Below are 15,495 nucleotides of genomic sequence, written 5' to 3' on the forward strand. Positions count from 1 at the left end.
ATGTTGACTTATTTCTCACAGGATCGCTTAGTCAAAATTAAACCCCCTAACCGGCGAAAATTAACTGCAAGCGATCGAAAAACTGGGAAAATATTCAATTGATTCAATGTCATCTTTTTTAACTATCCTGCCCATGAATAATCAGGTCATCCGTACTGATAAAGCTCCGGCCCCTGTGGGTCCCTATAATCAAGCGATCGCCGCTCCTGGTCCTTTTCTCTTTGTTGCGGGACAAATTCCCCTAGATCCCGTCACGGGTGAAATCGTCTCCGGGGAAATTAGCGCCCAAACCGAACAAGTTATGGCCAATCTAGAGGGCATTTTAACCGCTGCTGGGGCTAATTGGTCAAATGTGGTGAAAACTACCGTCTTTCTCTCGGATTTAGCCAATTTCGGGGCGATGAATCAAGTTTATGCCCGTTATTTCCCCCCGGAAACTGCCCCGGCCCGGGCCTGTGTGGAGGTGGCCCGTCTTCCCAAAGATGTGCTAGTGGAAATAGAATGTATTGCCGCTTTAGCCTAAAAATTAAGGTGGGCAATGCCCACCCTAACCTAATCTCTCTCTAGACCACCAAAGCCTCTAGAATCGTCTTATTGTAGATAATTCGCCCTACAGTAGTACGCACATACTGAGAAATTATCTCACCATCCTTCTCGCGGGTTTTGCGCTCCCGATAATATTTCCAGATGCTGCCATCGGGGAGAGTTTCCGTTTCCAGGACTTCCTCATCGGGTTTATTGGTTTTCACCTTTTCTCCGACTGGTAAACGCAACCACACAGAAGCGTGCAGATCCACCAATCCCTGATCGAAAGAGCGAATAGCGTCATCCATGCTGGCGAAATAACGACCTCCACCCTTTTGGGCCTTGGGATTTTCGGCCGTGAGATAATAACAACCCAAAACCATATCCTGAGAAGGGGCAACAATCGGGCGACCGGTCGCCGGTGAGAGAATATTATGACAAGCTAACATCAATAATCGCGCTTCCGATTGTGCTTCCAGGGAGAGGGGAATATGTACGGCCATTTGGTCCCCGTCAAAGTCAGCGTTAAAAGCGGGACAGACGAGGGGATGTAACTGAATCGCCCGGCCCTCCACCAGTATCGGTTCAAACGCTTGAATGCCCAAACGGTGCAGGGTAGGAGCGCGGTTTAACATCACCGGGTGTCCCGTGATCACTTCATCCAAGACGTGCCAAACATTGGCATCCCCCCGTTGGATCATTTTCTTGGCTGCCTTGATATTATTGACGATGCCTAATTTAATTAAACGATGGATAACGAAGGGCTGGAACAATTCGATCGCCATTTCCCGGGGTAAACCGCATTGATAGATCTTCAACTTCGGGCCGACAACGATAACCGAACGTCCCGAATAGTCAACCCGTTTACCGAGGAGATTTTGACGGAAACGCCCCTGTTTACCCTCGATAATATCCGATAAAGACTTCAGGGCGCGATTATTGGCCCCCACCACCGTGCGACCGCGACGACCGTTATCAATTAAAGCATCGACGGCCTCCTGTAACATCCGTTTTTCGTTACGGACGATAATTTCCGGGGCGAGAATTTCTTGCAGACGGGATAAACGGTTATTGCGGTTAATCACCCGACGGTAGAGATCGTTCAGGTCAGAGGTGGCAAAACGGCCGCCGTCCAACTGCACCATCGGGCGTAAATCGGGAGGAATCACGGGAATTACGCTTAAAACCATCCATTCTGCCTGAGAACCCGTGGCGATAAAGTTATCGATTACCCGGAGACGTTTAATTAATTTTGCCCGTTTTTGCCCCTTACTTTCGACAATTTCCGTCCGCAGTCTTTCCGCTTCTTCTTCCAGGTTAATTTCCTGTAAGAGTCTTTGGATAGCCTCGGCCCCGATACCCACTTCAATGCCGACTAATTCCGAATCCTCCGCGTAGATTTCTTCTTCGATCTCTAACCATTGATCTTCGCTGAGGAGTTGTTTATAACTAAGATTGCCGGCATTACCCGGATCGAGAACCACATAGGCATTAAAATAGACGATCTGCTCCACGTCCCGCAGGGGCATATCGAGCAGGATACTGAGATAACTGGGAATACCTTTGAGATACCAAACGTGGGTGACAGGGGCGGCTAATTTGATAAAACCCATGCGATGACGACGTACCCGGGACTCGGTGACTTCTACCCCGCAACGTTCACAGACAATTCCCCGGTGACGGACGCGTTTGTATTTACCGCACCAACATTCCCAGTCTTTGGAGGGGCCAAAAATTTTCTCGCAGAATAACCCATCCATTTCCGGTTTGAGAGTCCGATAGTTGATCGTTTCTGGTTTGGTTACTTCTCCGACGACTTGACCGTTAGGTAGGGTTCTTTCTCCCCATTGCCGAATTCTCTCGGGGGACGCTAAACCGATTTTGACGTAATCAAATCTTTGATCTGTTGGAGTCTTCATTCTGAATTTTTTACTATGGGTAATGATCTGGGATAAGCGATCGCTCTCGCGTTCTCGATGCCCCGATGACAACTATTGGGCAGAAACGACAATTAACTCAGTCACTTTTTCTTGGGGTCAAACTGGCCCGACCGAGTCCGGGACATTACATTATACAATTTTTCTAGTTCGATCGACCATTAAGTGATATTTTCCCAGATGGTGATGCTGCCGTCGGCCGCGGCCGCCGCTAGGTGGCAATAATCGGGGCTGAGAACTAAACTGGAGATCGGCGATGATCGCCCATCGGCAGCGGTGAGAGTTGCGATCGCCTGTTGAGAATTGGCTAACCAGATTTTAATCTCTCCGTCGGTTCCCCCGGTAAATAACCATTGACCCTCCTCTGCGAATACCAAGCTTGTCACCTGACCATTATGGGCATTGATCACCCGAATTGGCGCAAAATGACCGCTTTTCTCCGGGTCGTATTGCCAGATTTTCACCGTCCCATCCACACAACCGGCGGCAATAATCTGACCATCGGCAGCGATCGCAAGACTCTCTACCGAAGAAACGTTACCGGATAGGACGGCGATTTTTGCTCCCGATCCCAATTGCCAGAGGGAGACAGTGCCATCACCTCCAGCTGCGGCGATAAAATCTTGATTAGGAGCCACCGCTAGGGCATAAATTGCCCCCAGACTGTCATAGGAGCTAAATTCTTCGGTTTCCTGCTCTAAATTCCACTGTTTTAGGGTTTGATCGTAACTACCACTAACCAAAAAATGCCACCGAGGGGCAAAATCTAGGCCGTGAATCGAACCGAGATGACCGAGGAAAATTTGATTTAATTCCAGACTACTGGCATCGCTGGCTAAAGTCCATAATTTAACGGTTTGATCGAATCCTCCCGTCGCTAGATGATAATCGCCGTTTCCGGTGACTGCTAGGGCTAAAATGCCCTGATCATGAGCTTCCACCGTATTAATCAGGGTTCCTCTCGCAAAATCCCAGATTTTTAGGGTACGATCCCAACCAACGCTAATTAAAAACCGTTGATCCTCGGTAATTGCGATCGCTGTAATCATTTCCCGATGGGCGGTCAGACGGCGATAATAATGCCAATGGGGGATAGGGACGGGGGGGGAATTGGGAGTTAAATTAAGGGCAGGTAGGGTGATTTGTGGCTCATTTTCCGCTTTTGTGGCGGTAATATCCGCCGATTCTTCGTTAATCGGCAAAATCTCTCTTTGTAAGCGACCGTAGGATTTTTCCAGATGTTCGATGCGTTCCAGGAAAAGGTTACGGTTGATATATTGAATAATTTGATTGTAGGACTGTTCGAGGGCGAGAATATTCTCCTCTAATTCTGCGACCGCACGGGCGTTATCGCTGGCTGCCGCGGGACTCAGGGACTGTATTTGTGCCGATAAAGCTTCTTTTTCTTCTTCCCACTGATCCTGTAAATGACCGGCCATCTCGGTTAAGCGTTGACGTTGCCTGTTTCTCTCTCGGAGACGATTGAGAATATTTAACCCGAAAGTCACGACTAGGAGGAACAAAGGCAAAAACCCCGCACCCATGGCGATAAGGGTAAGCAGGGTTAATCCTAGGGCGATATATTCCGCTAATTCTAGCCCATGGAGGCGATGGTCGGTCATTTTGCAGTTACCGGTAAAGGGATTTTGATCATCTCCTGATTTCAGACTCATGGTAACGCTAATTGCCGCCTTCGGATTGACTAAAATTAATTTTTAAGCAGGAGTTAAGACTTTTTTCTTAGTTTCTATCGGTGCGGTTAAAGCGGACTCTAAATCGGCCTTCCCTAGTCTTGCTTCCAAGATTTTCAGCACTTCCCGTCCAAAATCATCGGGATTTTGTCGCCATGCTTGCAGACAAACTTCGCCAAAGAATGACCCCAAAGGTTCAGGATTCCAGAGCAGTTTTTTAGCTGTCCAGGGCATTAAACTCATGGGATCGTAGTCGGGTTTAAGAATCTCTTTTTTCAAGGCGTATTCTTCTAAATGGGTGTGGGGTTGTAGTCCGATAAAAAAGATGGCTGGTTCCACTTTATCGACTCCAAAAATATTTTCTAATTCCCGATGATAGGCGATGGTTTGACGAATAGTTTCTAGGGTTTCATCAATAACATTAAAAGAATAATTTACCGAAACCAGATCATTAAAACCCGCCGCTTTTAAGTCTCGACAATTTTGCAGAACTGTCCGCAAATTATAGCCCATCCGCATTTTGCGGACTAATTCCTGAGAACCACTGGTGATACCAATTTCAAAGTAATTCATACCAGTTTTTACCATTAAATCGCACAGTTTCGGGGTGAGATTATCGGCACGAATATAGGCAGCCCAATGGATATCTTTCATCCCAGCAGCGAGGATTTTTTCTAATAGTTCTTCTACATCGTTGATAAATTTTCTGGCGGGGATAAATTGGGCATCGGTAAACCAGAAATTGCGAATGCCGCGGTCGTATAATTGGCGTATTTCCTTAACTACTTCATCGGCGGGATTAATGCGTACTTGTTTCCCTTCGACAACGGTATAGATGCAGTAGCAGCAGTTATGGGGACAGCCGCGCTTGGTTTGTACCCCGATATAAAAGTCGTTTTCTTGGAAATAGTAGGAAAATTCCGGCCAAATACTGGCGATATAATCGTAGTTACAAGCGGATTTTTCTAACGGGGTGGGGGATTCGTGGATTAAACGCGGCCGGGGTGTGGTTTCTCCGACGACATAACAACGTTCATCGCTAAAGTCCCGGCCGGAGAGGAATTTTTCTAGTAGGGTTTCTCCTTCTCCCACTGATACAATTGTTCCTATGGGCAGTTTGGTTTTTAGTTGTTCGTAGAAAACACTGACGGCACCACCCCCGACGATAACTCGCGCTTCGGGATGGTATTTTCTGGCCCGCTGCAACCCGCGGCGAATTAGTCCCTGATTGCGCCATAATTCGCCGTAGTAGGCGGTTGTCACCTTCAAACCGCCTAAAGCACCTCGCAGCTTGATTAGGGGGTTTTTAGCGTAGTAAAATTCAAAGGCGTTTTGCAGGGGATTACCACCGCGACCACCGACGGGAGCATATATTTGAATATCCCGCCAGGAGAATACTAGCAGGGTGGGCCGAAATTCGTCAACACAGCGATCGAGTGCTTGGTTAAAGTCCAAGGGGGGGACGGTACCAAGGTCAAAGATTCTTTGTTCGATGTCGGGGAATAGTTTATGAACGTGGTCGGAAAGATAAACCACACCGATGGGGAAAATGGGGTTACAGGGGAGTCTAACGTAGAGGATGCGTTGCGCTTGCGGTTGAGTCATGAGATTTCTGAATGGGACGAGGACGCATTCTGAGTAATCTTAATATAACTTAACTTTGTCCGGCTTGTCTGGCAGTTATCAGTTATCAGTTATCAGTTATCAGTTATCAGTTATCAGTTATCAGATGTGAGTTTTCAGTTCACTGATTACTGTTTACTGATAACTGAAAAGCTTCCCACACCCCACACCCCACACCCCACACCCTACACCCCACACCCCACACCCCACACCCCACACCCTACACCCCACACCCCACTTCCCACTTCCCACTTGCGTCTAAGGTTAAACTTTAATTCCTAGTACCTGTGTATGGGTTCCCCGCGCTTGGGTGACACCGATGGTTCTTTCCGATGCTTCAATCATCGGCCGACGCAAACTAACGACAATAAACTGCGCTTGTTGTGCTTGTTTTTGAATCATTTTGGCCAATTTCTCCACATTGGCCCCATCTAAAAACATATCCACTTCATCAAACGCATAAAAGGGAGAAGGACGATATCTTTGTAGGGAAAAAATAAAGCTTAAAGCGGTTAAAGATTTCTCACCCCCAGACATGGAACTCAATCGCTGTACGGGTTTTCCTTTCGGATGGGCCACCAGATTTAAGCCACCATTAAAGGGGTCATTTTCGTCTTCTAGTTGTAAGTAACCATCACCATCGGACAGGGTGGCAAATATGGTCTTAAAGTTTTCGTTAACGGCAGTAAATGCTTCCTGAAAAGCATTAAATCTGAGGGTAGTAAAGTTTTCTATGCGTAAAAGTAGTTCGGTTCTTTCACCTTCTAGAGTTTGCAGTTTTTCTGATAGTTCATCTAATCTCTCTTTAGTTTTTTGGTGTTCTTCTAAAGCTAACATATTCACAGGTTCTAAAGCTTCTAATTTCTTTTGTAACTGCCGAATATCGCTTTGAATTTTCTCGAAATCTCGCTCACTTTCGGGAATTTCTGGCAAGGGATTGGGTAAGTCGCTTTCTAGTTGACTAATTTCTGTCTGTAAAGTGGTTAGTAATGCTTGTCTTTCCTCTTGATTGTTGACTAACTTTTCCGATTGCCAGATAGCCTGTTGTTGTTGGTTTTGTTGTTGTCGCAAAACTGTCTCTAACTGGTCTCTTTTTTGCTTGGTTTCCCCTAGTTGTCGGGATAATTGCTGTAAAGCTTGATTGATTTCTAAAATATTGTGATCAAGTTTTTCTATCTCCAGATTACCGATATTTCTCTGATTAACTGCATCGGTGATTATCCTGTCAATCTCAATAATTCTATCCGCAGACTCTTGACTTTTTTCCTCTAGTCTGATCTGTTGATTTTGCAGGTCTTTTAACTGTTCGCGGACTGTAGCGAGGTGATTTTCTTGGGTTTTTAACTGCAATTCTTGAGCGCGAATTATTCCCTGTACCTGTTGCCATTCGCTATGGGTATGATTGGCCTCTAAAGCAGTTAATTTCTCCTGTTCTTCCTGTAAAGATAACTCTAACTGAGGAATTTCTCTAGTTAATACCTCTAACCGTTGACGAGAAATAGTCATTTCCTCTTGCTGGCCCGATAATTGACGGGTTAAATCCTCTTTTTCTGTGGTTAAACGTTGTAAATCCTTGCTTAATTGTTGTAGAGATAATTGATTTTCCCGATGACTTTGACGGGTTTCGGTTAACTGTTGGGTTAACTGACTGATAAGATTATTAACTTGGGTGATTTTTTCTTCGTTGCGGGTAAGAATGCGATCGATTTCTGCTAATCTTTCGCGTAGAGATTCCGCTTCACTAGACTCCTTCGGAGAAATTTTACCAAAACGCAGCCCCGATCGCGTCGGTTGGCTGCCTCCGGTCATAGCACCAGTCATCTCTAATAACTCGCCATCCAAAGTAACGATGCGATATTGATTGATATAATAACGGGCAGAATCTATATCCTCAAAAACCACGGTACTGCCAAAAATATAGTTAAAAACCTCCCGATACTGGGGTTGAAACTTAACCAAATTCACCGCTAAATCCAGATAACCCCGCGCATGACGCACAGAGGAAATATCCTGGGGACGGGGAGGACGAATTTTATTCAGGGGTAAAAAAGTGGCCCTACCGATGCGACGCTGTTTTAGTAAGGCAATTCCGGCAGCCGCAACGCTATCATCTTGGACGACTACATGACCTAAACGACCTCCGGCGGCGATTTCCAGAGCAATTTGATAACGTTCCTCTACTTCGCCCAATTGTGCCACTAATCCGCAGATTCCGGGCAAATCTGACTGTAATAATATTTGAGTGGCATAGGTTCCCTGGGCCTCCTGTTGCGCTTGCTTGGTCGCTTCCAGTTTATCTAATTCCCTCTGTTTGTCCCGTTGTTCTTTTAGCAGACGTTTTTGGGTGTCCTGACTGATAACGCGATTTTGTTCGGCAATGGTGAGTTTTTGGGCTAAATTTTGGATATCGGGTTCCGATTGATTAATTTTTTGTAATATTTCTTGACTTTCTTCTGTTTTTGTGCTAGTAACTTGCTCTAATTCTTGCAGACGTTGACCAGCTTCTACTATATTAGTTTGCAATCGATCGCATCTTTCGGTCAATTGGGCCCGTTGGCTACGGTAGGGGTTTAATTGTTCCTGAAGACGGGTAATATTGCGGGAAAGGTCACTTTGTTCTTTTACCCAAGCTTCTGACGCTTCTGCGAGACTACTTGCTTGCAGACGATGGTTTTCTAGGGTTTCCCTTGCGGTTTGGGTTATCAGTAGGAGACTAGGTAAAATTTCAGTTTCTAAACGGCTTTTTTGGGCAGTAATCTGATTTAATTCGAGATTATAGCGATTAATTTCCTCAAAAAGTCTGGTTTTCTGTGTTTGAGATTCTTTTTCGAGGTTTTCTAACTCTTTTTGTCGTTGTTGCTGTTGTTGTCGTTTGGCCTGTTGACTCGCTAATCGGGAAGTTAGGGACAGGTGTTCATCTTCCCCAAAAGCTTTAACCTGTTGATTGAGTTTCTCTAATTCTTGACTATTTTGGGCGATTTGTTCGGATAAATTGGCGATAGTCTCCGTTAAAACCTGTTTTTCCTTTTCCCCAGCTTGAATTTGTCCTTGTACTTGCTGGCAGCGCTGCTGGAGATTTTGCCAATGCAGGACAATTTCCCATTGTTGTTTTTCTTGGACTTGGGCCTTGAGTTTTTGGTATTTTTCGGCTTTAATGCGATCGAGTGCTAATTTCTCCAGAGATTTTTGCAATTCTGTGGCAATAATTTGGCAGCGTTCTTCCCTTTCTTTAACCGAATCGATATTCTCCTTAGTTTTCTCAATTTTGCGGTCAAATTCGGCTACTCCTGCCAATTCGTCGATAATTTCCCGTCTTTCCTTAGCATTCATGCTGATAATTCGGGTTACGTCTCCCTGTAACACCACGTTGTACCCTTCGGGATAGATGCGTAAACGGTTTAATTGGTCGTGAAGTTCGCTAACCGTACAGGTTTCCCCATTGATATAGTAGGTAGAAGTATAGCTGCCCCCCTTAGCCACTTTTAAGCGTCGGGAAACCGTCCAATCCCTATCGGTTGCGTCGGGAATATCGCTAACATCAAAAGTCACCGAAACACTCGCTTCGGTGCTATGACGTTGACTGTTATAGCTATGATTGACTAAATCCGGTAATCTTTCGGCCCGCATTCCCTTGGAAGTAGCTAATCCCAAGCAAAATAGCAATGCGTCGAGGATATTCGACTTTCCCGAACCATTTGGACCAGAAACCACCGTAAACCCCGGTAAAAAAGGGATGGGAGTCGTTCCCCCGAAGGATTTGAAGTGTGAGAGTTCGACCTTTTTGATGTAAACCATGGCGATAAGCAAAAAGTAGGCAAGCTATCAGCTGTCAGCTTGAATCGATAAGGGATAACTCCGGTTTATCCTTGACAATATCCTCAGACTTGACCGGAGATGAGTTTGATTAGTTGCGTAGTTTGAGAATTTTATGACAACACCCTTATGAAAAATATAGCTGATAGTCCCCTTAAATGGCTTGAATCCATTCTTTGACTTGGTATTCTGTCCAGATACCATTTTGCCAGTAGGGATCCGCTTCGATTAATTCTCGCACTTCTGACTCGCTGGCTGCCTGATAAATTCCGAAAACTTGGCTTAAATCTGCCGTTGGTCCGATAGTAACGAGAATTCCCCGTTCTTTCTGTTGATTTAATCCCTCTAGATGTGCTTGACGATAGGGTGCGCGTTTTTCCAGCACGTTTTCACAATAATTACCCCAGACAACAAATTTCGGCATATTTGACCTGTACTCTCTTGATATCTTGTTATTTTACGATCGAATCGTCAATCAGACTCAATCGATATAGTGCGATACCGAAGGCACTGCATAGCAGATCACCAATCTTGTCGGGTGGGTTATTAACGCAGCTAAAATTAAAGCTTATAGGATAACAACTTCTCGGCTAAAACTGATAAATTTAAACTATTTAAAATACGGGTTTTTATCGGTCTTTTTTCATCCCAAAATATTAAGGAGAAATAAAATTCTCTGCCTAGGGAAGAATTGAGAAGCTGTAAGGTTTTTTGAGCGGTATCTAAATCATCGAAGCTTAGGAAGTAAACAGTGTCATCGAAAATAACGGGTTGATTTTGATAGGGTAATATCAGGTTAAAATTCAGTTTTTTATAAAGTCCAGAAATGGCGATTTTAAAAGGTGAGAAGCTGTAAGAACCCACGCCAAATATGCAAAATTCTGGCTGATTTTGATAAATTTTGCTCTTTCTGTCTAGAAAATAATTTTTATGATTAACTAAATATTGCCAAGTTTTTGGCGCTATATCGCGTATATTTTCTGTAGATTCACCAATAAACTTCTGAGTTACTAAAATGTATTTATGGCTATTAATCCTTCTTCTTGACCAGCAAACCCTATCTATTTTGACTTTGTGTTCTTTGTGCCTCTGTGGTTGATCCCGAACCCTTCTGGGATAAAGATTTAACCAGACTAAACCAAGAGAGCCTATTTATTTTTGACTGCGAGCAAAAATTTCTTCAAACCAATTAATAGCTCGATTTCCTAAAGCTTCCAGGGAATATTTTTGCTCGACTACTGCACGACAAGAATATCGATCGATCCGGTCTAAATTTTTAATTCCTGTAACTAATCCCTCGATACTATCGGGTTCAACTAAAAAACCAGTTTTTCCATCTTCAATAATTTCTACCGGACCACCACGACGATAGGCAACTACGGGAACACCACAGGCCAAAGCTTCAATAGCCACGTTACCAAAAGCCTCAACCCAGCGCGGGGTCATCAACAGGCCAAAACAGTCGCCTAGCTCTTTTTGTAGGCTCTCGGTGGGCAAAAACCCGCGATAATCGACTAAATCGAAACTATAGGTATCCTGTAAATTTCGCCAGTAGAGAGGATCGGAAATATGACCGAAAACGCGTAAAGGGACACCTAACTGTTGACAAGCAGCGATCGCATCTTCTAAAGCTTTTTCCGGGGCAATCCGTCCCACCCAGGCTAGACAGGGGGAGGGATCGGTGCGAAACTGATACAAAGATACGTCTAAACCATTAGCCAAACAGCGATAGGGGGGAGATATTGAGAAAGTTGCTGCTTGGGCGAGGGTGTGAAAAGCCAGTAAATGGGGAAAATTGCGGTAGGTTTTTTCAATAATATGATCCATCGCCAAAGAAACGGAAGCCATGCTGACTAAATGGGCGACGGGAGTGGCAAAAAAAGGAGTGAGGTAAAAAGGGAGCCAATCGTAGGCAAAATTAACAATTAAATCGTACTCGTTTTGTACTTGTTGAGCGTAGTGCCACATATTGGCCAAAACGGCATTTTCTGGCATTAAAATCGGGGATTCCCGGCCCTGACTTTGGGCGGAAATCTGGCCATTGCCCGCTATAGTGATTAAGGGAATATCTTGCAATTGGGAGGATTCTGGAGCCACTACCCGTACCAGATAGCCTTGCTTGGTCAGAGTGCGAGCGAGATTACAAAGAGTTAATTCTACGCCACCGCCGCCCCCCGATCCCAAAAATCCCACAGGGGTGGAGAGAAATAACAGTTTTCGACTCAATTTTGCACCTCAGTGGCTGTGGTTTTGCTGAAGGTCGGTGTGGTTTCGGTGAAGGAAGTATCCTGTACGTCATCATCTTCCGGTTCACCGGTGGTTTCTAGGGGAGCAATATCTAAACGGGGAGCTAATTGCAGATTTAACTGTCTAATTGCCCAGCGTGCCGTTTCTTGCACTTCCTCATCGGAATCATCGAGGGCATGACAAATTAATTGACTGATCTGAGACATGATATCGTAGAGTCTGGTTAAATCCCGAATAGCATTTTTCCGCACCTGGGGATTTTTGTCCTGGAGAGAGATAGCCAAAGCTTGGTTCATCGGTCGCAGGGAGCGGGTACAGATTTGGGCGAGAGCTTCTAGGGTTAAACTGCGTTCGTAGGAATCCCCATCCATCATGCTATCGACTAAAGGCTGCATTGCCCTCGAATCGGACATCTGTGCCAGCTTCCAAACCGCCCGTCTACGGGTACGGGGATCGTCATCGCGGAGACTTTCAATTAAACTCAGGATTAAGTCTGCGTTCGGGATCCGGGAGGTAGCTTGTACGGGCAAAGAAGGCTCGAAATCATCCTCCCAATTGTCATTAATCTCACTGCTGCTTTTGGTGTCCGCATCGAGGGAATTGCCATTGCCCTCAAAAAATTTGTCGGGTGGGTTTTTAGGATTGACGTAAGTTGTCTTTTTGGGACGTTTTAAGACTTTGCCCTTGGGACGGTATTGAAGGAAAAGCGATAGTAAAGCTGCCAATAAAGCGATGGATAACAGGGCCGAGCCAGCAATTAATGGTATTGGTGAAGTCTCGTTTTTGGCGGCGGCGTTGGCGGCCGTGGCGTTTTGACCTAGATACTTCTGGGTGTTAGCGATCGCATTTTGAGCGGCGGTATCGTTCGGACGTTGTGCCAGAGCTTGTTGAAATTTTTCTAGGGCGAGTTGGTAATTCCTTTGGGTTTTGGCCTCGTAACCAGCTTTCATCAACTGCTCGTAAGTGGCGACAGTCTGGGTTTGTTCTAACCTAGGTGGAGTTTGGGCGTTAGCCTTGGATAAAACCTGAAAATCATGACCCCAACTGCTCACACCGATAGCTAAGAACAATAGAAAATTAGGTTTGATCATAGAATTAATGTAACTGTTTAGGGGGTGGTAACAGTATGATAGCCTAAAAGCCATAGATGACAAGCACTGAACCCCAGAGATGGGTCATAGAGCGCGATGATTGGGAAAAGCCACCAGTCAGCGTGGTGAGGATAGTGCCGCCGCTAGGATCGGGGATAGAGTCCACTGTTTAGCACGCAGAGATTATCTGTGAAAAACTGGCTTAATTAAGCTTGCACAGGAGTTTTACGCCACGTTCGACCTTGAATAGTCGTGTGGAATTGCCAATTAGCCACAGTTTCTGGATAATCGCCCCGATAGTGACCGCCTCGGCTTTCTTCTCTTAATAAGGCACTTTCCAGAATTAAGTCGGCGATATCTAAAAGATTTAATGTCTCGATCGCTATTCTTATCTCTAACTGCACCGAGGGACACAAGAATAATTGTCCTTTGTCGGGGAGAAGATTCTGAAGAAATTGGCCCATCTTTGAGGATTGTAACTGTTGTTTCCACTGTTGCACCCGTAGGATAGCAGTTTCTAACTCATTTTGAAATCGGCAAATTCCCGCATTTTCCCACATTAAAATCGGTAATTCTGTGCGTACTTTTTGCCAGTATTCCTGTTCTTCCTGCCATTTTTCCGCAACTTCTAGGGGGTTTTCCCGTCTTTCCCCAACCGAGTTTTCCGGCTCTAGACCTATTTCAGCTAAACTTGCCGCAAAGACAATACATTCCAAGAGAGAATTACTGGCTAAACGATTAGCCCCGTGAACCCCCGTACTGGCCGCCTCGCCGATGGCATACAAACCGGGTAGAGAAGTGCGGGCGTTTAAATCTGTGGCCACTCCTCCCATCCAATAGTGAGCGGCGGGGGCGACGGGAATCAGATCCTCAAGCACATTAATGCCCCATTTTTGACAGATGCGGATAATATTGGGGAAACGATAACGCAGACGCTCCGGTTCGATCGGTCTTAAATCTAGATATACTTTGGCATGGGCGGGATTGTCAGAGGTTTTCTGCAAATGGCTAAAAATCGCCCGACTCACCACATCCCGGGGGGCCAATTCTCCGGCCGGATGATAATCGAAGGCAAAACGCCGCCCCTGGGCATCAATTAAATGCGCTCCTTCGCCGCGCACCGCCTCACTAATTAAAAACCGCGGCGCCCCCGGTACAGTCAACGCGGTGGGGTGAAACTGAAAAAATTCTGGGTCGCGAATCACTGCCCCAGCACGCCAAGCCAAGGCGACTCCATCCCCGGTGCTAACGGCGGGATTAGTGGTTTGGGCGTAGACTTGACCGCCGCCTCCCGTAGCCAGAATGACTGCTTGCGCTCGCAGCCAACAGAGATGATCTTGATGGAGTAAACAAATACCTTGACAGCGTTGCCCTTCCGGGTCAAGCCAGAGTTTCAGCGCGATCGCTTGGGGAATAATGGTAATATTGGGGCGCTCCACTACTTTTTCCATTAGGGTACTGATGATCGCTCTCCCCGTGCGATCAGCCGCGTGCAGCACCCGGGCCTGGGAGTGGGCAGCCTCAAGAGTGCGGGCTAAGTCGTCTCCAGAGCGATCAAAACTGACTCCTAACTGCACCAAATCAGCGATCGCTTGGGGGGCCTTCTCGACTAAAAACTGCACGGCATAGCGATCACATAAGCCCGCTCCAGCCTTCAGGGTATCTTCTAAATGGAAAACGGGGGAATCTGCCGGGGACGTGGCTGCCGCAATTCCTCCCTGCGCCCAATCACTAGCCCCAGTTTTTAAATCTTCTTTGGTAATTAAACCCACCTTTAAGTTAGGGGGTAAACACAGCGCGGCATACAATCCCGCCGCTCCCGATCCCACCACTAAAACATCTTGATAACTCGGCAGTTGCGAGGAAACGACCATGTAGGAGTTAATTGATAAATTCTATTTATTCTAGCACTTCATTTCTCTATATCTCTGGCAAAAATCGCCAGTTTTTACCTTGGGGCAGTATGCCAGATTCTTTCTTTTGCCTCTTGCCTTCAGAAGCTGACCACTAAAAAAGGTGAGCGATCGCTCACCTAGAAATTTTTTTAAAACCGCAATCAACTGGATTTAGTAAACCCCGGGGTTAAAACGGTCATCACCCTCGATAAATTCTTTAGAAGGCTCAGTAACAGTGAATTTCTCCAGATTAGCCTGTAAACGCTCTTTTTGAGTGGCCGAGAGTCCGGGGATATTGAGGACATCTTCCACTTCTTGGTAGGGAGCGTTTTTGATGATTTTACCAGCTAAATTGGGATAGAACCCTCTCAAGTCCCGGAAATCCCGAATATCACTGTTATTGAGGTCGATTTTCGCCCCAAATTCTGTAGTTAGTTTGGCATCGGCCGCATTTAAGACCGCCACAGGAAGAGAGGGAAGGGCGATCGAGGTGAGATTAAGAGCTTGAGCGGGAACTTTACCCCAAAAACTCCCGATAATCAAGGCGATTACCGCCAGCAGACGAAAAAGATTCTTCATTGCAGTTGTGGTCTCCTAAAACCAAGGCAAATTAACGATCAGGACGAGAAATGAAGCCGTCAGCTATCAGCCTTCAGCTTTCCGACTAGGCCTA

Annotated in this window: 11 protein-coding genes and 1 pseudogene; 1 reads left to right on the forward strand and 11 read right to left on the reverse strand. The window is 45.9% G+C overall.

Features of this window, described 5'->3' with window-relative positions:
• Positions 1-106: 106 nt before the first annotated feature.
• Positions 107-523: a RidA family protein gene (locus myaer_RS20025; RefSeq protein WP_002762767.1), complete on the forward strand. Its 417-nt coding sequence runs from the start codon at positions 107-109 to the stop codon at positions 521-523.
• A gap of 40 nt (positions 524-563) precedes the next feature.
• Here the strand turns inward: myaer_RS20025 and myaer_RS20030 are convergent, their stop codons facing one another.
• The 11 genes and pseudogenes from myaer_RS20030 to psbU form a co-directional block, all read right to left on the reverse strand.
• Positions 564-2,444, reverse strand: coding sequence for a DNA-directed RNA polymerase subunit gamma (locus tag myaer_RS20030; RefSeq protein WP_002737004.1), 1,881 nt, complete (start codon positions 2,442-2,444; stop codon positions 564-566).
• 179 nt (positions 2,445-2,623) lie between these two features.
• Entirely contained in the window at positions 2,624-4,135 is a 1,512-nt protein-coding gene (locus tag myaer_RS20035; RefSeq protein ID WP_046663383.1) for a WD domain, G-beta repeat family protein, read from the reverse strand.
• Positions 4,136-4,177: 42 nt separating this feature from the next.
• Entirely contained in the window at positions 4,178-5,758 is a 1,581-nt protein-coding gene (locus myaer_RS20040) for a photosystem II high light acclimation radical SAM protein (RefSeq protein ID WP_046663384.1), read from the reverse strand.
• A gap of 282 nt (positions 5,759-6,040) precedes the next feature.
• Positions 6,041-9,571: a chromosome segregation protein SMC gene (gene smc / locus myaer_RS20045; protein ID WP_046663385.1), complete on the reverse strand. Its 3,531-nt coding sequence runs from the start codon at positions 9,569-9,571 to the stop codon at positions 6,041-6,043.
• 172 nt (positions 9,572-9,743) lie between these two features.
• Positions 9,744-10,013: a YciI family protein gene (locus myaer_RS20050; RefSeq protein ID WP_046663386.1), complete on the reverse strand. Its 270-nt coding sequence runs from the start codon at positions 10,011-10,013 to the stop codon at positions 9,744-9,746.
• A 137-nt stretch (positions 10,014-10,150) separates the two neighbouring features.
• Positions 10,151-10,615, reverse strand: a pseudogene (locus tag myaer_RS20055) (SAM-dependent methyltransferase); the annotation flags it as partial.
• A 126-nt stretch (positions 10,616-10,741) separates the two neighbouring features.
• Positions 10,742-11,815 (reverse strand): glycosyltransferase family 4 protein, encoded by a 1,074-nt coding sequence (locus myaer_RS20060; RefSeq protein WP_046663388.1) that lies wholly within the window; start codon positions 11,813-11,815, stop codon positions 10,742-10,744.
• Entirely contained in the window at positions 11,812-12,927 is a 1,116-nt protein-coding gene (locus myaer_RS20065; RefSeq protein ID WP_046663389.1) for a HEAT repeat domain-containing protein, read from the reverse strand. The genes myaer_RS20060 and myaer_RS20065 overlap by 4 nt, the downstream gene beginning before the upstream one ends.
• A 43-nt stretch (positions 12,928-12,970) precedes the next feature.
• Positions 12,971-13,093, reverse strand: a complete 123-nt coding sequence (locus myaer_RS22400; RefSeq protein ID WP_268807292.1) for a hypothetical protein — start codon at positions 13,091-13,093, stop codon at positions 12,971-12,973.
• A gap of 40 nt (positions 13,094-13,133) precedes the next feature.
• Positions 13,134-14,801 carry an L-aspartate oxidase gene (nadB, locus tag myaer_RS20070; protein ID WP_046663390.1) on the reverse strand — a complete coding sequence of 556 codons (1,668 nt, stop codon included), beginning with the start codon at positions 14,799-14,801 and terminating at the stop codon, positions 13,134-13,136.
• 192 nt (positions 14,802-14,993) lie between these two features.
• Positions 14,994-15,401, reverse strand: a complete 408-nt coding sequence (gene psbU, locus myaer_RS20075) for a photosystem II complex extrinsic protein PsbU (protein WP_046663391.1) — start codon at positions 15,399-15,401, stop codon at positions 14,994-14,996.
• Positions 15,402-15,495: the final 94 nt, after the last annotated feature.

The organism is Microcystis aeruginosa NIES-2549, from assembly GCF_000981785.2.
Classification (GTDB): Bacteria; Cyanobacteriota; Cyanobacteriia; order Cyanobacteriales; family Microcystaceae; genus Microcystis; species Microcystis aeruginosa_C.

Bases quoted from the DNA above. Each gene is read 5' to 3' on its own strand.
- myaer_RS20065 (WP_046663389.1), bottom strand. From the start codon at position 12,927: ATGATCAAACCTAATTTTCTATTGTTCTTAGCTATCGGTGTGAGCAGT.
- myaer_RS20050 (WP_046663386.1), bottom strand. From the start codon at position 10,013: ATGCCGAAATTTGTTGTCTGGGGTAATTATTGTGAAAACGTGCTGGAA.
- myaer_RS20030 (WP_002737004.1), bottom strand. From the start codon at position 2,444: ATGAAGACTCCAACAGATCAAAGATTTGATTACGTCAAAATCGGTTTA.
- nadB (WP_046663390.1), bottom strand. From the start codon at position 14,801: ATGGTCGTTTCCTCGCAACTGCCGAGTTATCAAGATGTTTTAGTGGTG.
- psbU (WP_046663391.1), bottom strand. From the start codon at position 15,401: ATGAAGAATCTTTTTCGTCTGCTGGCGGTAATCGCCTTGATTATCGGG.
- myaer_RS20025 (WP_002762767.1), top strand. From the start codon at position 107: ATGTCATCTTTTTTAACTATCCTGCCCATGAATAATCAGGTCATCCGT.
- smc (WP_046663385.1), bottom strand. From the start codon at position 9,571: ATGGTTTACATCAAAAAGGTCGAACTCTCACACTTCAAATCCTTCGGG.
- myaer_RS20040 (WP_046663384.1), bottom strand. From the start codon at position 5,758: ATGACTCAACCGCAAGCGCAACGCATCCTCTACGTTAGACTCCCCTGT.
- myaer_RS20035 (WP_046663383.1), bottom strand. From the start codon at position 4,135: ATGAGTCTGAAATCAGGAGATGATCAAAATCCCTTTACCGGTAACTGC.